The sequence below is a fragment of the Arthrobacter sp. zg-Y238 genome, from assembly GCF_024385525.1.
GTDB lineage: Bacteria > Actinomycetota > Actinomycetes > Actinomycetales > Micrococcaceae > Arthrobacter_B > Arthrobacter_B jinronghuae.
The window spans coordinates 553,398-572,611 of the sequence record NZ_JANFLU010000001.1 but is presented as its reverse complement, the minus strand read 5'-3'; the positions used below and the strand labels follow the sequence as shown (position 1 = coordinate 572,611).

19 protein-coding genes and 1 other RNA gene are annotated in these 19,214 nt (G+C 65.9%); 11 read left to right on the top strand and 9 right to left on the bottom strand.

The genetic code is table 11. The annotated features are described in order from the left end of the window. Nucleotides 1-43: 43 nt before the first annotated feature. On the bottom strand, nucleotides 44-796 hold the full coding sequence (locus NNX38_RS02900; RefSeq protein WP_255796639.1) for an SDR family oxidoreductase: 753 nt from the start codon (nucleotides 794-796) through the stop codon (nucleotides 44-46). A 134-nt stretch (nucleotides 797-930) separates the two neighbouring features. Here NNX38_RS02900 and NNX38_RS02895 point away from each other — a divergent pair, with 134 nt between their 5' ends. The 3 genes from NNX38_RS02895 (at nucleotide 931) to NNX38_RS02885 (ending at nucleotide 3,900) form a co-directional block, all read left to right on the top strand. Then, complete coding sequence (locus NNX38_RS02895; protein WP_255796638.1) at nucleotides 931-1,608, top strand: phosphoribosyltransferase; 678 nt, start codon at nucleotides 931-933, stop codon at nucleotides 1,606-1,608. A 164-nt stretch (nucleotides 1,609-1,772) separates the two neighbouring features. Continuing rightward, a complete protein-coding gene (locus tag NNX38_RS02890) occupies nucleotides 1,773-2,369 on the top strand; it encodes an HdeD family acid-resistance protein (RefSeq protein ID WP_255796637.1) in 597 nt (198 codons plus the stop codon). 244 nt (nucleotides 2,370-2,613) lie between these two features. After that, nucleotides 2,614-3,900, top strand: a complete 1,287-nt coding sequence (locus NNX38_RS02885) for an ammonium transporter (protein WP_255796636.1) — start codon at nucleotides 2,614-2,616, stop codon at nucleotides 3,898-3,900. A 90-nt stretch (nucleotides 3,901-3,990) separates the two neighbouring features. Here the strand turns inward: NNX38_RS02885 and NNX38_RS02880 are convergent, their stop codons facing one another. Further along, complete coding sequence (locus NNX38_RS02880) at nucleotides 3,991-5,784, bottom strand: thiamine pyrophosphate-requiring protein (protein ID WP_255796635.1); 1,794 nt, start codon at nucleotides 5,782-5,784, stop codon at nucleotides 3,991-3,993. Between the two features lie 230 nt (nucleotides 5,785-6,014). Between NNX38_RS02880 and NNX38_RS02875 the strand changes: the two genes are divergently transcribed. From NNX38_RS02875 to NNX38_RS02840, 8 genes are all read left to right on the top strand, one after another. Then, nucleotides 6,015-6,557, top strand: coding sequence for a dihydrofolate reductase family protein (locus tag NNX38_RS02875; RefSeq protein WP_255796634.1), 543 nt, complete (start codon nucleotides 6,015-6,017; stop codon nucleotides 6,555-6,557). Nucleotides 6,558-6,778: 221 nt separating this feature from the next. After that, complete coding sequence (locus NNX38_RS02870) at nucleotides 6,779-7,594, top strand: alpha/beta fold hydrolase (protein ID WP_255796633.1); 816 nt, start codon at nucleotides 6,779-6,781, stop codon at nucleotides 7,592-7,594. 7 nt (nucleotides 7,595-7,601) lie between these two features. Then, nucleotides 7,602-9,164: an ATP-binding protein gene (locus tag NNX38_RS02865; RefSeq protein WP_255796632.1), complete on the top strand. Its 1,563-nt coding sequence runs from the start codon at nucleotides 7,602-7,604 to the stop codon at nucleotides 9,162-9,164. A gap of 142 nt (nucleotides 9,165-9,306) precedes the next feature. Continuing rightward, nucleotides 9,307-9,777 (top strand): GtrA family protein, encoded by a 471-nt coding sequence (locus NNX38_RS02860; RefSeq protein WP_255796631.1) that lies wholly within the window; start codon nucleotides 9,307-9,309, stop codon nucleotides 9,775-9,777. Between the two features lie 172 nt (nucleotides 9,778-9,949). Beyond that, the gene (locus NNX38_RS02855) at nucleotides 9,950-10,915 is read left to right on the top strand and encodes a DUF6282 family protein (protein ID WP_255796630.1); all 966 of its coding nucleotides are present in this window, start codon (nucleotides 9,950-9,952) and stop codon (nucleotides 10,913-10,915) included. After that, nucleotides 10,912-11,679: an ABC transporter ATP-binding protein gene (locus NNX38_RS02850; protein ID WP_229950699.1), complete on the top strand. Its 768-nt coding sequence runs from the start codon at nucleotides 10,912-10,914 to the stop codon at nucleotides 11,677-11,679. Before NNX38_RS02855 ends, NNX38_RS02850 begins: the two co-directional genes overlap by 4 nt. Continuing rightward, the gene (locus NNX38_RS02845) at nucleotides 11,676-12,569 is read left to right on the top strand and encodes an ABC transporter permease (RefSeq protein ID WP_229950701.1); all 894 of its coding nucleotides are present in this window, start codon (nucleotides 11,676-11,678) and stop codon (nucleotides 12,567-12,569) included. Before NNX38_RS02850 ends, NNX38_RS02845 begins: the two co-directional genes overlap by 4 nt. A gap of 26 nt (nucleotides 12,570-12,595) precedes the next feature. Continuing rightward, the gene (locus NNX38_RS02840) at nucleotides 12,596-13,639 is read left to right on the top strand and encodes an ABC transporter substrate-binding protein (protein WP_255796629.1); all 1,044 of its coding nucleotides are present in this window, start codon (nucleotides 12,596-12,598) and stop codon (nucleotides 13,637-13,639) included. Between the two features lie 44 nt (nucleotides 13,640-13,683). Here the strand turns inward: NNX38_RS02840 and NNX38_RS02835 are convergent, their stop codons facing one another. The 7 genes from NNX38_RS02835 to NNX38_RS02805 form a co-directional block, all read right to left on the bottom strand. Then, entirely contained in the window at nucleotides 13,684-15,063 is a 1,380-nt protein-coding gene (locus NNX38_RS02835) for an NAD-dependent succinate-semialdehyde dehydrogenase (RefSeq protein ID WP_255796628.1), read from the bottom strand. A gap of 192 nt (nucleotides 15,064-15,255) precedes the next feature. Continuing rightward, on the bottom strand, nucleotides 15,256-15,978 hold the full coding sequence (locus NNX38_RS02830) for a trimeric intracellular cation channel family protein (protein WP_255796627.1): 723 nt from the start codon (nucleotides 15,976-15,978) through the stop codon (nucleotides 15,256-15,258). 167 nt (nucleotides 15,979-16,145) lie between these two features. Continuing rightward, nucleotides 16,146-16,433 carry a hypothetical protein gene (locus NNX38_RS02825; protein ID WP_255796626.1) on the bottom strand — a complete coding sequence of 96 codons (288 nt, stop codon included), beginning with the start codon at nucleotides 16,431-16,433 and terminating at the stop codon, nucleotides 16,146-16,148. 99 nt (nucleotides 16,434-16,532) lie between these two features. Further along, on the bottom strand, nucleotides 16,533-17,585 hold the full coding sequence (locus NNX38_RS02820) for a glucose 1-dehydrogenase (RefSeq protein WP_255796625.1): 1,053 nt from the start codon (nucleotides 17,583-17,585) through the stop codon (nucleotides 16,533-16,535). A 138-nt stretch (nucleotides 17,586-17,723) separates the two neighbouring features. Continuing rightward, nucleotides 17,724-18,093: a transfer-messenger RNA gene (gene ssrA / locus NNX38_RS02815) on the bottom strand. A 167-nt stretch (nucleotides 18,094-18,260) separates the two neighbouring features. Then, nucleotides 18,261-18,557: a hypothetical protein gene (locus tag NNX38_RS02810; RefSeq protein WP_370646353.1), complete on the bottom strand. Its 297-nt coding sequence runs from the start codon at nucleotides 18,555-18,557 to the stop codon at nucleotides 18,261-18,263. A 52-nt stretch (nucleotides 18,558-18,609) separates the two neighbouring features. Next, complete coding sequence (locus NNX38_RS02805; protein WP_255796624.1) at nucleotides 18,610-19,104, bottom strand: hypothetical protein; 495 nt, start codon at nucleotides 19,102-19,104, stop codon at nucleotides 18,610-18,612. Between the last annotated feature and the right edge of the window lie 110 nt (nucleotides 19,105-19,214).

The window sequence follows — 19,214 nt, the reverse complement described above, 5'->3', positions numbered from 1 at the left end:
ACGGCTGCGCCAGCTTCCGTGACGTCCGACGTCGGCCGCTCCCCTACCGCCCCCGGCCCGCCAGCCGGGCCACCAGTGCCTGCGGCGCCCGGCTGCCCACCGTGGCCAGGACCCGGTACCGCTTGGACGGAATCGAGACGCCCTTGCCCGCGAAGGCGTCCGCCAGGGCTTCGCGCACCACGCGGTCCGCATTGAGCCACATCCACTTGGGGTAAAGGCTCTTGTCCATTTCCATCCGTGCGTGGAATTCCGTGTGCACGAAGCCCGGGCATACCGCGGTCACGGTGATGCCGCGGCCCCGGTAGTAGAGGTTGGCCCAGCGGCTGAAGTTGATCACCCACGCCTTGGCTGCACTGTAGGTTCCGCGGGGAATGAAGCCGGCCACCGAGGCCACGTTGATGATCCGGCCGCCGCCGTTGGACTGCATCGCGTTCAGTGCAGTGTGGCTCAGCTGCAGCGGTGCCCCCACCAGCACGTTCAGGTGGTCGATCTCAGCCTGCAGCTCGTTCCGGGCAAAATCGTTTTTCAAGCCGTATCCGGCGTTGTTGACCAGGAGTCCGACGTCGGGCTTCTGCACGCGGTCGGCGACGGCGTCCACTCCCTCCCGGGTGGCGAGGTCGGCCGCGATCCACTCGGTCTTCACGGAGTAGTCCCTGGCCAGTTCCGCCGCAGTGGATTCCAGCCGCTCGGTATTCCGGCCGGTGAGCACCAGGTCATAGCCGCGCTGTGCCAGCTGGCGGGCGAACTCGGCACCTATTCCGGAAGTGGCTCCTGTAATCACTGCTGTCTGCGTCATAAGGCCACCTTTCTATGCCGGCCCCGGTTTGGCAACGCGGCGGTTGGGTGGACCCCTTGCCGGTGCCTGCCGCGGTCCCTAGCTTGGGAGGAGCACCGAACCCCATTCTCCGTCCCACCGGATAACCCCATCCCATGTTCTTCTCCTCCTCCGCCCCCTCCCCCCGCTGGCAGGACCGCGCCGACGCCGGCCGCGCGCTCGCCGTCGGGCTGTCGGCTTACGCGGGTGTACCGGGCCTGCTGGTGCTGGGCCTCCCCCGCGGCGGGATTCCGGTGGCGGCCGAGGTGGCCCGCGCATTGTCCGCGCCGCTGGATGTGGTGGTGGTGCGGAAGATCGGCTATCCGGAACAGCCCGAACTGGCCGCCGGCGCAGTGGCCGGCATCGCGGGAACGGTCTGCACTGTCCGCAATGAGGACGTGCTCCGGTATTGGCGCAGCCGCACGCAGGACGCAGAGGCCCTGTTCGCGGCCGCCGCCGAGGAACAGCTCGGCGAGGTCCGGAGACGGGAGGAGCTGTTCCGCCACGGATTACCGGAACGTCGCATTGCCGGCTGCACGGTCATTGCGGTGGATGACGGGCTGGCCACCGGAGCGACCATGCGCGCGGCACTTGGTGCCGTCCGGCAGCTGGACCCGGCCCGGCTGGTCGCCGCCGCGCCGGTAGCGTGCGGCAGTGCGGCGGAGCTGCTCAGCCCACCGGCAGACGACGTCGTGGTGCCCTGGCCGCACAGCGGACTGGACGCCGTGGGACTGGCGTACCGCCGGTTCGGCCAGACCACCGATGCCGAGGTCCGGGACCTGCTGGGTTTCTAACGGGTGCACCTGTTCCCGACGGTGCCGGGCAGCCGCAGTGGTGATCCGGGTCCGGCCGGCCGGTTCTGCGGCTGTTCCCTAGAGAAGCAGGGTGTTGGCATCGGATACTGGGGAGACCGGCGCCCCGCCGGGCCGATGGGGGAATCTCTCTGGAGGTCTTGAGGATGTCCGCTTCAGGCAGCGAGTTCCATCAACAGGGCGGGTTCGCATTGGACGCCCTGAACCTGGCCAAGTCCGTAGTGCGGGGAATCCGCCTCGGACTGGGCATCACCGGTCTGGTTTCCGTGGTCCTGGGGCTGCTTATCCTCTTCTGGCCCGGAGCGACGCTCGAGGTGCTCGCGGTCCTCTTCGGCCTGTATTTCCTCATTGCCGGTGCCGTCCGCATCCTGCTCGGCGTTTTCACCGGATTGGGCGCAGGGCTGAAGATCCTCAACATCCTGGTGGGCCTTGCCCTGCTGGTGGTCGGCGTGATCGCCATGCGCAACCCCATGGAAAGCCTGACGGCGCTCGGGCTGGTAATCGGGATCGCGTGGATTGTGGAGGGCGTGATGGCCCTGGCCGAGTCCGACCGCGGCGGCTCCCGCTGGTTCGCCATTGTGCTGGGCATCCTGAGCATCCTCGCCGGAATAGTGGTGCTCTTCCTCCCCTTGGAGACCCTCGCGGTTCTGGTGATTTACGGCGGGATCTTCCTTGTTGTCCTGGGCGCAATCCAGATTGTCCGAGCCTTTGCCTTCGGCCGCGGCATGCCCCGTAACGCTTAGTCCGCGGTCGGCACCCGCGCCTCCGCCCTGCACGTCCAGAAACCTCCCAGCAGACATCCAGACCGCGTTAACGCAGCGCTAACCTGCAGGCGCTCCCGGCCGAAACATACCGGCCCCATGCTTAAACCAGCGCCGCCGGTACCGGGGTGCCGGCCAGCCGCGGGGGGCTGGCCCGTCCATATTCTCCGCCCGGCTGCATCGGCAGAGGCAGGAACGGGCGCACAACCCGAACGGGAGTACCTCCATGGACTCTGGAAACACGGCCTGGCTGCTGGCCAGCTCCGCATTGGTCTGCCTGATGATCCCCGGAATCGCCTTCTTCTACGGCGGCATGGTGGGCTCACGGCGGATCCTGAACATGATGATGATGTGCTTTGGCGGGGCCAGCCTCGTGGCCGTCCTTTGGGTGCTTTACGGCTATTCCGCCGCGTTCGGCGACTCGCTGGGCGGCATGGGCCTGCTGGGCGACCCGCTGGAATACCTCGGCCTCTCCGAACTCCTTACAGAAGATCCGGCCGCATCCATCCCGGTGGCTCTGTTTGCCGTCTTCCAGCTGATGTTTGCGTGTGTAACCACCGCCCTGGTTGCCGGCTCCGCGGCCGGACGGATGAAGTTCGGGGCCTGGATGGTCTTCGCCGGGCTCTGGGCCACGCTGGTCTACTTCCCGGTGGCGCACTGGGTGTTCGCTTTCGACAACGCCGAGGGCACCGTCGTCGGCGGCTGGATCGCCAACCAGCTGGGCGCCATCGACTTCGCCGGCGGTACCGCGGTGCACTTGAACGCCGGCGTTGCCGCCCTGGCCCTGGCACTGGTCCTGGGCCGCAGCAAAGGCTGGCCGCACTCGCACGGCCAGCCGCACAGCCGCCCGCTGATCCTGCTGGGAGCAAGCCTGCTCTGGATCGGGTGGTACGGCTTCAACGCCGGTTCCGCCCTCAGCGCCGGCCACTCAGCCGCCGTTGTCTTCCTTAATACGGCAGTCGCGGCAGCTGCGGGCATGCTCGGCTGGATGCTGATGGAACGCCTGCGGCTGGGCCGCTCCTCGAGTCTGGGGGCGGCGTCGGGCCTGATCGCCGCATTGGTGGCCATCACCCCCGCCTGCGGGGCGGTCAGCCCCCTGGGCGCCGTCGCCATCGGTGCGATCGCCGGACTGGTCTGCTCGCTGGCCATCGAGTTGAAGTTCCGCCTTGGCTTCGACGACTCGCTGGACGTGGTGGCGGTACACGCCGTCGGCGGCCTGCTGGGCACCCTCCTGATTGGCCTGTTCGCCACCGAGGCGGCACCTAACGGAGTCAGCGGCCTCTTCTACGGCGGCGGCTTCTCCCTGCTCGGCAGCCAGGCAATCGCCTGCGGAGCCGTACTGGTCTACTCCTTCGTGGTGACCTGGCTGATTGCCAAGGTGCTGCAGCTGACCATCGGCCTGCGCATCCCCGAGGAAAGTGAACTTCGGGGCATCGACCTCATGGCCCACTCCGAGTCTGCCTACCTGAATGATGAGGAACCCGTGGAGCTCGGCGCGCCGACCCGCACCTAGGACGGGCACCGAACGGAGGAACGGGCGCACCCACCGCGGGTGCGCCCGTTCCGGTGTCCGGGGTTGTTCCCTGCCTCCCCCTCCGCCTGCTCAGAGGTCCCGGTACAGGCCTTCTTCCTGCTCCAGGTAAATATCCAGCAGCCGGCGCGCGTGCTCGCCCGCGGCGCCCTCCTGCGCCAGGCCGTCCTTCATGGTTTCGGCCTGGGCGGCCCCGCTGGGGAACGGCGGAAGCAGCGGTACTGCGGGATCGGTGATTACCTCGATCAGGAACGGCCGGGTGGCGGCGAGCGCCACGTCCCAGGCCTCGCCCAGGAGCTCAGGATCCTCCACCCGGATGCTTTCCAGTCCCAGCAGCTTGGCGTACTCGGCGTACTTGAAGTCCGGCAGCGACTGGCTGTCCTCGAACCGGGGATCGCCCTCCATCTCGCGCTGTTCCCAGGTGACCTCGGCCAGCTCGCGGTTGTTCAGTACGCAGAGAACGAACCGCGGATCCTCCCACTTCTGCCAGAGCCGGCTGAGGGTGATCAGTTCGGTCACCCCGGCCATCTGCATGGCGCCGTCGCCGGAGAGCGCCACCACCGGACGGTCCGGATAGGCGAGCTTCGCGGCCAGTCCGTACGGCACGGCGCAGCCCATGCTGGCCAGCGTGCTGGACAGGTGCGCCGGCACGCCCTCCGGAAGGTGCAGCTGCCGCGCGTACCAGTACACGGAACTGCCGACGTCGACCGCCACCTGCGCATTGTCCGGCAGGCGGCGGTTCAGCTCATAGACCACGCGTTCGGGGTTCACCGGATCGGCCGGCGTCATGGCCCGCACCCGGGCCAGGTCGTGCCAGCGGCGCACGCTTTCCTCCACCTGCCGCCGCCAGGGGGCATCCGGTTTAGCTTCCAGCAACGGAATCAGGGCGTCCAGGCTGGCTACGGCATCTCCCGTGATGCCGACCTCCACCGGGTAGCGGTTCCCGATTGCCGAAGCGTCCCGGTCAATCTGCACCCCGCGCGCGGTCCCCGGCTTGGGATAGAACTCCGTCCATGGGTCGCTGGACCCGATGATCAGCAGGGTGTCGCAGTTGTCCATCACGTAGCCGGCGGAACTGGTGCCAAGGTGCCCCATGGTTCCGGCGGCGAGCGGCAGGGTTTCATCCACGTACGGTTTGCCGAGCAGGCTGGTGGTGATGCCCGCACCGATCTTCTCGGCCAGGGCGGCAACCTGGGCGCGGGCGTCGCGGGCGCCCTGCCCAACCAGCAGGGCCACCCGCTCGCCGGAATTGATCAGATCCGCGGCAGCCCGGATGTCCGCTTCGTCCGGTGAGGTCCGCGCGGGGCTGAACACCGGGACGGTGTTCAGGATGCCGTGCTCCTGTTCCAGTTCCGGCGCCGGGGCCTGCTGCACGTCATGCGGGATGATGACGACGGCGGGCGTGCCGGTGGCCAGCGCCTTCTTGAACGCGCGGTCCAGCACCAGCGGGACCTGCTCCGGGGAATTGATCTGCTGGCGGAACGCCGAGGCAACGTCCCGGGTCAGGTTCATCAGATCCACCTCCTGCATGTAGGAGGACCCCAGCACGCTGCGGGACTGCTGTCCGACAATGGCCACCACGGGCGCCCCGTCCAGCCTGGCGTCGTACAGGCCGTTGAGCAGGTGGATTGCCCCGGGCCCCTGGGTGGACATCATCACCCCTACCCCGCCGGTGTACTTCGCGTGCCCCACCGCCATGAATGCGGCGTTCTCCTCGTGCCGGACCTGGATGAACTCGGGGTCGCCGCTGCGGCGCATCGCGCCCAGGACCGTGTTAATGCCGTCTCCGCTGTAGCCGAACACCCGGTCCACGTTCCAGGCCTGCAGTCGTTCGACAATCAGATCCGCTACGAGCCGCTCACTCATGTTTTTTCCTTCCGTACTGTCGCGCCCGGCCGGCTGAAATCACCGACTCGGAAATGATCAGGCTACTTATGGTTCACTGCCTATCAACCTATCCCAGATGCTTGGTCGAACGCCCCCCTGCAGCCGCGAAAGACTCCGCTCGGAACATTCTTGGGCAAGTAATTCCATTCCGGCCTGCTAAGCCCGCCCGCCACTACTTCCCTCCCGTTGCCGAGGACTATCCTCATCCCATGCCCAAGGTCATCTATTACGTCGCATCCTCCCTTGACGGTTTTATTGCCACCGATGACGACCGCCTGGACTGGCTGCTCCAGTTCGGTTTCGAGGCGTTCCAGGACCACTACGACAGGTTCATGGCCGACGTCGGCGCGGTGGTTATGGGGGCGGAAACCTACCGCTGGGTCCGGGCGGAGCAACCGGAAAGCTGGGAGTACACCCAGCCGTGCTGGGTACTCACGCACGGGAAGGAGTCCGCTCCGGCGCAGGGGGACGTACGGTTTGCCTCCGGTGACGTACGGAAGGTCTTCGAGGCGGCTCGTGATGCGGCGGGAGAAGGGAACATCTGGGTGGTGGGCGGAGGCAACGTGGCGGCGCAGTTCGCCCAAGCCGGACTGCTGGACGAACTGTGGGTCACTTACATGCCGGTGGCGTTGGGCAGCGGGCGGCGCCTCCTGCCGGTGTCCGGTCCCACCGCCCCCATGCGCATGATCGCCAGCACGCAGTTCGACGGCGGCGCAGCGGAACTCCGCTATGCCGTGGCGAAAAAGCGGTAGTTACCGTTTTCGGGGTGCTAAACGGTAACTGATGCACTTTCGATTGGTGAGTGGGGCCGGAAGTACAACCGTTTTCCCGGCATTACCACCGGCCCTCGACAGCGCATTTCCATATGCGTCCCCGCTGGCCGTTTAAGCGGTATTGGACCTGTAATATTTGCTGAGACTCGGCTCACGGCAATGCGGGCACGGAATAAGAAGAAAAGCAGGCGTACAGGTTAATGAAGACTGATATCCGCACCCGGAACAATGTTCGCGTACTGGGACGAGCGGACGGACCGGTACTGCTTTTCGCCCACGGTTTCGGCTGCGACCAGGGCATGTGGTCCCGGGTACTGCCCCGTTTCACCGACGAGTACAAAGTGGTTCTCTTCGACCACGTCGGTGCCGGGGGTTCCGACCTCGCTGCCTACACCCCGGCGAAGTACGCCACGCTGGACGGCTACGTAGCCGATGTCCTGAAACTGTGTGTTGATCTGGACCTGCGGGACGTCACCTTTATCGGCCACAGTGTCAGCGCCATGATGGCCATTGCTGCCGGGGCCACCGATTCGGAACGCTTTGCCCGGATCATCCTGGTAGCCCCGTCGCCCAGTTACCTGGACTATCCCGAGGACGGCTACGAAGGCGGTTTCAGCCGGGCGGACCTGGACGAACTTCTTGTTTCCCTGGACACCAATTACCTCGTCTGGGCCGCCACCATGGCGCCGGTAATCATGGGCAACCCGGCAGCTCCGGCTTTGGGCGCCGAACTCGAAGGCAGTTTCTGCCGGGTCAACCCCGGCATCGCCCGCCAGTTTGCCCGCGTGGCATTCCTGACCGATGTCAGGAGCCTGCTGCCCCGGGTGTCTGTCCCCGCGCTGATCATGCAGGCATCCGCGGACCTGCTGGCCCCGGACCATGTGGGCCGCTACCTGCAGGAACACATTCCGCAAAGCACGCTGGTGCAGATGAAGGCCACCGGCCATCTCCCCCATGTCAGTGCGCCCGAGGAGACCGCAGACATCATCCTCGCCTACCTGCAACAGTCGAAGTAGGCGCATCGTGGACCTGGATTTCCGGCTCGACTACCGCGCCCTGTCCCAAACCGCTCCGGCGGGCTATTTCATCACCCTGACGGACGGCACGGTGGTGGACGCCAACGGCACCGCGCAGAAATGGATCGGCAAGGCGTTGGACGAGGTCCGCGGCACCAGCTTCCTGAAGCTGCTGCCCGTGGGCGACCGGATTGTCTACACCACCCACGCCATGCCGCAGCTGGCGTTGAACGCCGCGTTTGCCGAACTCGCCGTCGACCTTTTGGGCCCCGAAGGCCAGCGCATCCCGGTCCTGCTCTCCGCCACCCGCTCCCCCGCAGCCGGCGGCCGGCCGGCCCTTGACCAGGTGGTTGCCTTCTATGCGCACGAGCGCCGGTTGTATGAGCGTGACCTCATCTCGGCCCTGCGCACCGCCGAGGACGCCGAGGCCGCCCGCGCCGAGGCTGAGGCCAGCCTCACCGCCCAGGCAGTGGTGCTGCAGGAAAAGGACGTTGTCCTGCAGGCTTCGCTGATGGAGAGCCTGCGCAAGGAATCGATGCTGGAAACCATCCTGAACACCATCCGGGTGGGGGTGGCGGTCATTGACGGGGACGGCCGACGCATCCTGACTAATTCGCGCCAGCAGCTCCACGAACGCCTCGCCGCCCCTTCCTTCACCACCCGCCCCACCGAAGCGGAGATGTACATTTTCGGGCCGGACCGCACCACGCCCATCCCGGTGGACCAGCGCCCGGTGAAGCGGGCAGCCCGGGGCCAGTCCTTTTCCGACCAACTGGTCTGGTACGGGACCGGCGAAGAGCAGAAGGCGCTGAGCGTCTCGGCCCGCTCCGTCAAGGGCGACGGCGACGCCTTCCGCGGTTCCGTGATCGCCTACAGCGACGTCACCGGCCTGGTGAACGCCGTGGCGGCGAAGGACGATTTCGTGGCGAACGTGTCCCACGAACTGCGTACCCCGTTGACCTCGATCATGGGCTATCTGGAACTGGCGCTGGATGAAGAGGATGCGATCCCGGCATATGTGGCCTCCTCGCTGAAGGTGGCCCAGCGGAATTCCGAGAAGCTGCTGCACCTGGTCTCGGACCTGCTCACGGCCGCAGCCGGTTCCGCCAACGTTCAGCAGGAAGTCACGGACCTCAGCGATCTGGTCCGCTCCGGCATCACCTCCGCCGCACCACGTGCCGAAATCAACGCGGTCACCATCGTTGCCGAGGTCCCCGAGACCCTGCCTGCAATGGTCGATCCCAAGCGCATTTCCCAGGTGCTGGATAACCTGCTCTCCAACGCGGTGAAATACTCGCCCGACGGCGGCCAGGTGACGGTCAGCGCCTGGCGCACCGAAGGCGGCTCCACTGTCCTTCGGGTAGCGGACGCCGGCATTGGCATGACCGAGGCCGAGCAGGCGGAGGTCTTCACCAAGTTCTTCCGCTCCGGAACCGCACGCCGGGCGCAGATCCCCGGCGTCGGGCTCGGCCTGGTGATCACCAAGCGCATTGTGGAAGAGCACGGGGGCACCATCGCAATGGAAAGCGAGGCCGGCAAAGGCACTGTATTTACGGTCACATTGCCCTGATCCGGCTTGCATCGGCACGGATTTTGAGGCCAAATCCACTTTGTGCCATCATCCGAAAGGTAAAAGTCCCTCCCCGCGTGTGCGCACCGGCAAGGGCAGGAAGCTGCGTCCCGCAGCAATGCGTTGAACGGATTTTTCGGTAATGGCAGAAACCAGCAAGGTGCGCGCAATCGTCCGCCGTCTGGGCTCGTTTTCGGCAGTCGGCGCCGTCGCCTTCGTGGTTGACGTAGGCCTGTTCAATATTCTCTCCGCCACCCTGGTACCGGACAGCCCGATTCTTGCCAAGACCATCTCCGTGGCGGCGGCCACGACCGTTTCCTGGCTGGGCAGCCGTTACCTGACCTTCCGGAAGCTGCGCACCCGGAGCATCCGCAGCGAGACGCTGCTGTTCGCCCTCACCAACCTGGTGGGACTGCTCATTTCCACCGGCTGCCTGTACATCTCCCACTACGTGCTGGGTTTCCGCAGCACGTTTGCGGACAACATTTCCGGCAACGTGGTGGGAATCGCCTTGGGCAATATCTTCCGCTATTTCGCCTACCGGTATGTGGTGTTCAACGGGCGAAGCGAACGCGCGGGGCAATCGGAACCGGACAACGTCCGCTCGGCTTAGCCGCACCCCGCCGCCACCAGAATCCCCGCGCCGGCGCATTTCGCGTCGGCGCTGTTCATTGTCCTGCCCGAATTGCGGGCGATTGTGAAGCAGGTCACTTTTGAACATTGACAACCGTTGACATTATTGGCGACAATTTGGGCACCAACCGCTGAACAGGCAAGGGAGCCTTATGTCCGACCATCACCAGCCCTCCGCCCGCGCACGGGACCTGGTCCGGGACGCCTATGACGTCCACGTGCACATTGCACCGGACGTTATGCGCCGCCGAATTGACGATATTGATCTAGCCGCCCGTTTCGCGGAGCTCGGAATGGCCGGATTTGTGCTCAAGTCCCACTACACGCCCACCGCAGAGCGCGCCGCCGTCGTCCGCAAGGTACACCCGGACGTGGATGTCCTTGGGGCCATCACCCTGAACGCCTCCGTGGGGGGCCTGAACCCTATCGCCGTGGAGATCGCCGCCCGTGGCGGAGCGCAGTTTGTCTGGCTGCCAACCGTGGACAGCTCAAACCAGCGGTCCTGCCTCTCGGAAGAACCCGAAGGCGCCACCCCGCCCATGTGGGCCCAGCTGCAGGAGGACCTGCGCGCCGCCGGCATGGCCGCACCCGCTGTGGAGGTGGAATCCGGGGGCGGACTCGTTCCAGAGGCCCGCCAGGTCCTGGAGCTGATCGCAAAGCACGACATGACGCTCGCAACCGGCCACCTGCACGCCGACGAATCGGGCAGCCTGATTCCGGCAGCCGTGGAGTTGGGCGTACGCCGGATGGTGATTACCCACCCGGAGTTCACCTCCCAGCGCATGTTGCTGGATCAGCAGCGGGAGCTGGCGGAGCAGGGAGCCCTGCTGGAGCGGTGCCTGACCACTCCCCTTACCGGCAAGGTCTCCTGGGACCTCTGGTTCTCCAACATCCGCCATGCCGGCCCTGAGAACTCAGTCATCAGCAGTGACCTCGGACAGCCCTTCAACCCTCCCGTCGAGGACGGGCTGGCCATCGCCGCGGACCTGCTGCTGGCGCAGGATTTCACGGAGGAAGAGGTCCGGCTGATGACGGTGCATAACAGCCGCTGGCTGGCCGGCGCGGAACCGCTCCCGGATGCCCCGTCCCACCACCGGAGCAAGGTGCAGGCCGTATGAGCTCCCTACTGGAAATCTCCGGACTGAGCAAGCAGTTCGAGCGCGATAATACCGCCACGGTTGCCCTGCGGGACTTTGACCTTTCCATCGAGGAAGGCACATTCGTCAGCATCCTCGGCCGCAGCGGCTGCGGGAAATCCACCATGCTGAACCTGCTCTCCGGGCTTACCCGGCCCAGCTCGGGAACCGTGCATTACCAAGGCTCGGTACTCAACGGACCCAACGTGGATATCGGCTACCTGACGCAGTCGGACACGCTTATGCCGTGGCGCGACGTCGTTCGCAATGTCGAAATGCCGCTGGAAATCCGCGGCGAATCCAAGGAGAAGCGCCGGGAGGTGGCGCAGGCACTCATCGCCAAGGTCGGACTGTCCGGATTCGAGAACCACTATCCCCGGGAGCTCTCCGGCGGAATGCGGCGCCGCGCCAGCCTCGCCCGAATGCTGGCAGGGGCGCCGAAAACCCTCCTGATGGACGAGCCTTTCGGTGCACTGGATGCGCAGCTGCGCAACGAACTTCAGGAGGAACTGCTGCGGTTGTGGCAGGGCTCCGGGCAGACGGTGGTTTTTGTCACCCATGACATCGAGGAGGCCCTCCTCCTGGGCGACCGTGTTGTGGTCCTGGGCCAGCTCGGCCGGATCCTGCTGGATGAGCCGATCAACATTCCGCGTCCCCGGTCGGTGGATGAAACCCGGATTGACCCGACATTCGTGGCACTGCATAAGAAACTTGCTGCCGCCCTCAAGGAAGGATCCACGGCATGAGTGCTGCATCCGCGGCCGAGCCGGCACTGCCGGCGGCAACGGCACCGGGAACGGACCGGGTACCGCCGCTGTCGGCCGGGTCCGGTCCGGTCAAGGAAGACCTGAACCGCACCTGGTGGGACAAGTTCGGCCACTCAACCATTGTCTGGGGCCTGCGTGCGGCAGTGCTGGTGGCCTTCCTGACCCTGTGGCAGATCACCGCAGGGCCGGTCATCGATATCACCTTCGTCAGCAAGCCCAGCCTGATCCTGGAACGGCTGGTGGACTGGATAACTGACGGCACGCTCTGGACACACACCTGGATCACCCTGCAGGAGATCCTCCTCGGGTTCTTCTTCGGAGCACTCGCCGGTGCCCTGGTGGGATACCTGCTGGCCTCGTTCAACCTGCTCTACCAGGTGCTGGATCCGTTTATGCTCGCCCTGTATTCCATCCCCAAGGTTGCCCTGGCACCGCTGTTCATTGTGTGGTTCGGCATCGGCATGGACATGAAGGTGCTGCTGGCAGCCGCCACGGTCTTCTTCCTCGTCTTCCTCAATACCGCCGCCGGGGTCCGCGAAGTGGACCGCGGCCTGATCGACGCCGTCCGGCTGATGGGCGGCAACCGCCGCCATGTTGCCTTCAAGGTGGTACTGCCCTCCTCCATGACCGGGTTCCTTACCGGCTTGAAGGTAGCCATCCCGTACGCACTGATCGGTGCGGTCATCGGCGAGCTCGTCGCGTCCAACCAAGGACTCGGCTACCTGATCAACGCCTCCGCCGCACAGTTCGACACTGCCGGCGTCTTCGCGACCCTGGTGGTGCTGACCATCGTTGCCACCATCCTGAACTCCGGCGTCGCCGTCCTCAGCAAGCGGATCAACCGCTGGAAGCCGCTGGACGAGCACTAACTCTTCCTCCACAGATTGGAACTCCAATGCTTGAAACGGTTACCCCCTCCAGACGCACCATGCTCAAGTCGATGCTCGTCCTTCCCGCCATCGCCGCCGTCCCTGCCCTGGCCTCCTGCGCCAACAACGCCGGCAGCTCCGATTCGGGAGTGCTGAATGTGGGCCAGATCAGCGACTCGATCGCGTTTTTCCCCTTGTTCGTAGCCGAGCAGGAGGGCTTCTTCACCGCTGAAGGAGTCACCATGGGAGAACGCCCCCGGCTCGGAACGGGTGCCAAGGTGGCTGCCGCCCTGAAGTCCGGCAGCATCGATCTCGGCGCCGGCGTCATTACGGACGCGTTCAATCTGTACAAGATCGACGACGACGCGAAGCTGGTCAGCGGCCTGGTCACCGAGTACTACGTGGACGTGGTGGTGGGGAACAACTTTGACGGACCCTCTGCTGACGCACCGCTGGAGGAACGGATCGAAGCCCTGGTGGGTAAGCAGATCGGCATCACCGGACCGGGCAGCGGAACAGAAGCGCTGATGACGTACCTGTTCAAGAAGATCGGCAAGAACGCCCAGACAGATTCCACCATGGTCAACATCGGCAGCGCCGCCACCGCTGCTATCGGCGCCCTGACCGCCGGCAGGGTAGACGCGCTGTGTTTCTTCCAGCCGATCGGGCAACAGGTGGAAACCGCAGGCGAGGGCAGCATCTACATCTCGCCGACCCGCGGCGATGTCGAAACCCTGCGGTCCCCTATCCACGGCGCAGTGTTCAGCACGGGTGCCCAGATCGAGGCCAAACAGGATCTGGTGGACGGATTCAACCGGGCACTGGATAAGTCGCTGGCACTGATCCAGGACGACCCGGAAAAGGCCCGGACCCTCCTGGGCGAGTATCTGAAGGACACCCAACCGGAGACCGTGGACGCGCTGGTGGCCCTGCTGCCCAAGGAAATCGCCACCTCCACGAAGGTCACCGAGGAGTCCTACAAAGTGGCGTCGGCCTTCCACACCGACTCCGGGTTGGTGGAAGAGGCACCGGACTACGCCGGTTTCGTCCTCAAAACCTCGCAGGCATAAAAAACCCGGGGCGGTAGACCCGCCCCGGGTTCTTTTTACCGGACCTACCGCTTCTGCGGGGTGCGGATCAGCTTCTTGTTGACGAACTCGGCCATGCCGAAGCGGCCCAGCTCGCGGCCCACGCCGGAGCGCTTGACGCCGCCGAAGGGCAGGTCCTCCTGGGTACCGGAGGTGCCGTTGATCCAGACCATGCCGCTTTCCAGCTGGTCGGCGACGTTCAGGGCGCGGTCTTCGTCGGCACTGAACACCGCTCCGCCCAGACCGAACGGGGAGTTGTTGGCCAGTTCAATGGCTTCTTCCTCGCTGGACACCTTGTAGATGACGGCGGCCGGGCCGAACAGCTCTTCGGAGAAGGCCCGCATTTCCGGCGTGACATCGGTCAGCACGGTCGGCTGTACGAAGGCACCCGGCCCGTCGATCAGGCTGCCGCCGGTGTGCAGAGTGGCGCCCTTGTCCACGGCGTCGCGGATCTGCTCCACCAGGCCGTCTGCGGCAGCCTGCGTGGAGAGCGGGCCGAAGCGGGTCTCCGGCTGCAGCGGATCGCCGGGTTCAATGGCGGACATCCGGGCGGTGAACTTCTCCACGAAATCGTCGTAAAGGTCCTCCATCACGATGAAGCGCTTGGCGGCGTTGCAGGCCTGCCCGCCGTTGCCCATCCGGCCGAGGACTCCGGCCTTGACCGTGGCGTCGAGGTCCTGGGTGTCCAGGACGATGAACGGATCGCTGCCGCCCAATTCGAGGACGTACTTCTTCAGGTTCCGGCCGGCCACCTCGGCGACGGCGGAGCCTGCCCGCTCGGAGCCGGTCAGGGAAACGCCCTGGATCCGGGCGTCCGCGATGATGTCCGCGGCCTGCTCGTTGGTGGCGAACAGGTTGATATAAGCGCCCTCGGGCACGCCGGCGTCGGCGAAGATCTGTGCCATCGCCAGGGCGGACTGCGGGCAGTTGTTCGCGTGCTTGAGCAGCACGGTGTTACCGAGCATCAGGTTGGGGCCGGCGAAGCGGGCCACCTGGTAGTACGGGTAGTTCCACGGCATGATCCCCAGCAGGGCACCCACCGGTTCGGTGCGGACCACGGCGTTGCCGCCGCCCTTGACGTCGAGCTGCTCGTCCGCCATGAAGCCGGGGCCCTGGGTGGCGTAGTACTCGTAGATGTTGGCGGAGAGGGCAACCTCGCTCTTCGCCTCGCGCAGCGGCTTGCCCATTTCGAGGGCAATCAGCTGGGCGAGCTCGTCGGCGCGTTCCCGGTACAGTTCCGCAACGCGGGTGATGACCTTGGTGCGGTTTTCCACGGGCTCGTTCCGCCAGCTGGCGAAGGCCTTATGGGCTGCCGTGACGGCCTGGTTGATTTCTGCGTCGGTGGCTTCAGCGAATTCCTGAAGGGTTTCTCCGGTGGCTGGATTTACGCTCTTGTAAGCACTCATATTGGCCACGCTACTCCCTGCAAATCCAGTCTGCGAAAGCCTGAATTTCCGGGACTAAATCCGCGTCTGTTCTTGTTTCAGGGGGTTTCCGGGGCGAATTACCGCAAAGCTGAATTGCGGCTGCCGGCAGCGCTTCAGCGCTTGGCGGCCCCGGACAGGTCCCGGACGGGTCAGCGGCGGGTCGCGGACGGGTCAGCGGCGGGTCCGGGTTTTCCAAAACTTCGGCCGCGGCCAGCCCTGGCCCGAGCTTCTCCGGTCCTCCGTGCGCGGGCGCCGGCTGAGCCGGACGCTGAACTCCCCCGGCCCGGGCAGCCGCCACCCGCGGCGGCGGGCCACCGTGCACAGCACGGCGCAGGTCCCGATGGCCACGCCCATGCCCACGTTCTGCAGGCCCAGATCGTAGAGGATCGCCATTTCGACGGCGGCCACGAGGGCACCGGTGGCGTACAGGGTGTTGCCGCCGAAGATGGCAGGCACCCGGCCCACCACAATGTCGCGGATCATGCCGCCGCCCACGGCGGTGACGACGCCGATCAGGATGGCCGGGAGCCATTCCAGCCCCAGGCCCAGCGCCTTGGCCGTGCCGGTGGCGGCCCAGCAACCCAGCGCGAAGGCATCGATCACAATCAGGAACCGGTTGGCCCATTTGCCCTTGAGCTCGATGGCATAGGCAATGACGGCGCCGGCGATGGCCGTGAAGAGATAGGCGGGATTGGTCAGCGCTACGGGCGGTCCTGCCTGCAGGAGGGTGTCACGCAGCACGCCGCCGCCCAGCGCCGAGGTGAGCGCCAGGACCAGGAAGCCCACCGGGTCCATCCGCAGCTGCCGCGCCACGGCGCCGCCGAGGACTCCGTTAGCGAGCACACCCGCGAGGTCGACGACGTCGAACACCGCCCCCGGGTCGAAAAGATCCACGCCGCACCTGCTGTTTCCGTTGTCCGTTCTGCCGCCGTCCATTCTACGTGGCTGCGGGCCGGGAAAGGTGCGTGTAATTCCCTCCGCTGCGCGACGGGGGAATTATTCAGACCCCAGGGAATCTGAGAACCCGGAGGAATCACTTACCAAGCACTGGCTGAACGGGATCAGCCGTCCCCGGGAGGATAGTCCTCGTCGCTCCCCGGGACGTCCGCTTTCTGTTCCAGGATGTCGGCCTCTGACCCCTCGGGGTGGACCTCTCCTTCCGGTCCGGCGTCGCCTGCGCCCGGAACTGCGGGAATGTCCTGCTCAATGCCGTCCGCCTCGGAACCGTCCCGGTGGATTTCCCCGGCCGGTCCGGCGTCGCCCGCACCGGGAACCGCGGGCATCGACTGCTCGGCCCGGTCAGCTTCCGAACCGCCGGGAATTACCGGCTGGTCAGCGTCCTTGCGCATGCGCGTGCCTCCTATGCAGGTTGCCGTGGCCGCCTGGGCGGCTTCCGTCTCTTCTGTCTATCACCGAAGCCGCCCAGGAGAAATAGCCTGCGGAACGGGTTAGGCGTTGTCCCGCAGGTCCAGCACCACTTTGATGTCGCCGTCGCGGTCCTCGAAGGCCTGTGCATAGTCCGCCAGCGGAACCCGGCGCGAAATCAGCTGCTCAAGCCAGCGGGAGTCGCTCTTGGCCAGGGCCGCGGCGGCCTTGAGGTAGTGGCGGCGGTTGGCGTTGACGGTGCCGAAGACCACGCGGTTGTCCATCACCAGGTTCAGGTTCAGGGCGCCCAGGTCCACCGGCTGCTCGCCGTCGGGCTCGGACACACCGGTGAGGCAGGTGACCGAGTTTTTGGCGCCGTGCTGCAGCACATCATTGATCACCGTGGGTACGCCGGTGCATTCGATGATGATGTCCGGGTTGATGCCGGATTCGGGGAGGGTGTCGGTGTGGAAGACGGCACCAAGGTCCTTGGTCAGCTTTTCCTTCGGCCCGTCCTCTTCCAGGTCGAAGACGTGCACTTCGAGTCCCCGCTGCACCCCGAACAAGGCACCGAGCAACCCCACGGGCCCGGCACCGGTCACGGCGACTACCTGCGGCCGGAAGTAGGCGCGGCCGCCGATCCGGTCGATCTGTTCCCATGCCTTGGCCAGGATGGTGGCCGGTTCCAGCAGCACGCCGACGCGTTCCAGCGAGGGTTCGAGCTTCACCATGTCTTCGGGGTCCCCACGCCAGTATTCGCGCGCGAAGCCGTCGAGCCCTTCGATACCGTGTTCGGTGTAGGTCCCGGTCAGGCACATGTCCCACTCGCCGGCGGCGCAGGCACGGCAGTTTTCGGCACAGGGACGGCGGACGATCCCGACCACCAGATCCCCGGCGGCAAGATCCGAGCCTTCGGGGGCCTCGACAACGCGGCCGAGGTTCTCGTGTCCCATCACCAGGTAATCCCGGTCGGCGGGTGCCGTGCCGAACTCGGCGGCAATGACTTCACGGTCCGTGGCGCACAGACCCACCGCGAGCGTCTCCACCAGCACGCTGCCTTCACCGGCTTCCGGCTCCGGAAGCTCCCGCAGCTCCAGCGAGTCCTTCTGCCCGGGGGTAATTATCAATGCCTGCATGTGTTTTCCTTCCCGCGGCTGCTTGCTGTCTGTATCCCAGATTAGCGCCGCGCCCCCGGCGCTTGAGACTCAGCGCACGCAGAGGCGGAACGGCCGTGGAAACAAAGAAGGCCCGCCCCACGGGGCAGGCCTTCAGACTGGTGGAGATGGGGGGAATCGAACCCCCGTCCGGTGTTGTATTGTCAGGGCTTCTCCGGGCGCAGTATGCGTCGGATTTTCTTGGCCCCAGCCATCTTGCATACAGGTGGCTGATCCGGGCCCAGCCGTCAAAATGTCCCGAACACCCCGACGGCGGGAGTGTTCGGCAGTGGCCCTCTAAACGACGCCAGGATCCGGAGCGAGAGCGACTCCGGGCTGACGGACTACTCCGGCTGCTTAGGCAGCGAGAGCGAAGTCAGTGCGCATAGGTTTGGCACTTATTGTTTTGCAGAGAGCGTTAACGAGATAACTCTGCGTTCTCGGCCCGCTTCCCCTGGCTCAACAAACATCGTCGAAACCGATCATCCCCGTATTGAGTTACCAATCCAGCTGCGGGCGGCCGGTTTCCCGGCTCCCGCGTCGCGGCCCTCTCGGACCGTTCAATAGATTCAACGACGCCGGCCCGCGGATCATTCCCGCCCGGCCGCACCTTTTGATGCGCCCCGGGATGTTGGGAGCCGCGGGCCGGCCGGGCTGCTAGCGGCGTCGGCCGAAAACCAGCGAGGCCGCGGCCACGGCACCCGTGACTGTGTAAACGGCAGGCCAGGCGCCCATCTTCTTGGCCAGCGGATGGGACAGGCCGAAGGCGGCCACGTAGCCCGCGGTCAGTGCCGCGGCGGTGCCCGTTCCGGCGTCGCGCTTCCAGAGGGCAAACGCACCGGCACCGGCGGCGGCGAGCACGGCCCCGCCCAGCTGGCGGTTACCGGTGGAGCGGGCGGTCTGGTAGCCGCCGATCAGGCCGGCGGTGGTGATCAAAGGGGTCAGCAGGGACAAGGTTTTCTCCTCGAAATAGGCAACACCCCCAGCTTATGCCGGGGTCCGGGCGTCAGTGGCTAGTGGTCCCCTGCCGGGATTCCAGAACCGGGGCAATCCAGGCGTCGGCCACCAGCCCCGTTGCCCAGGCGTACACCGCCTTGTGGCCGACATCCACCACCGTTTCCTGCAGCGGCCAGGACGTCGGGGGAGCTCCGATGCCGGTGGCGTTTTCCAAGGTCTGGTCGGTGGCCAGCCGCACCACGCTGAAGGTGGTGTTGGCCACCGGGCCGCGGATCCCCGTGACGGACCAGACCCCGCGCAGCGCCCCCAGTACCGCACCGGTCCCCCAGTGCATGGCATGGTTCCAGTGCGGCGGCTGGGCGTCCGGTGCCGGATGCCGGCCCAGCAGGCTCAGCAGGGTGCGGGCGGGGACGTAGGAGTTGGGGCGGTGGGTCAGCGCCTGCTCCAGCTTCTCCCCGGCGGTCATTACGGCCACGCCGGCAAGACCTGCCACGGCTCCCTGTCCGGCGGCTTTTGCGAGCATGCGTCCACGGGAAGGTGCCACGTCTGCCTCCTGGTTCCTGGTGTCCCCGCACCGTACGGTTTGGCCGCCTGATCCTGCAACCCCCAGCAGCCGTAGACTGGTGCTCGCCAATAGCGGCTGCACGAACGGAG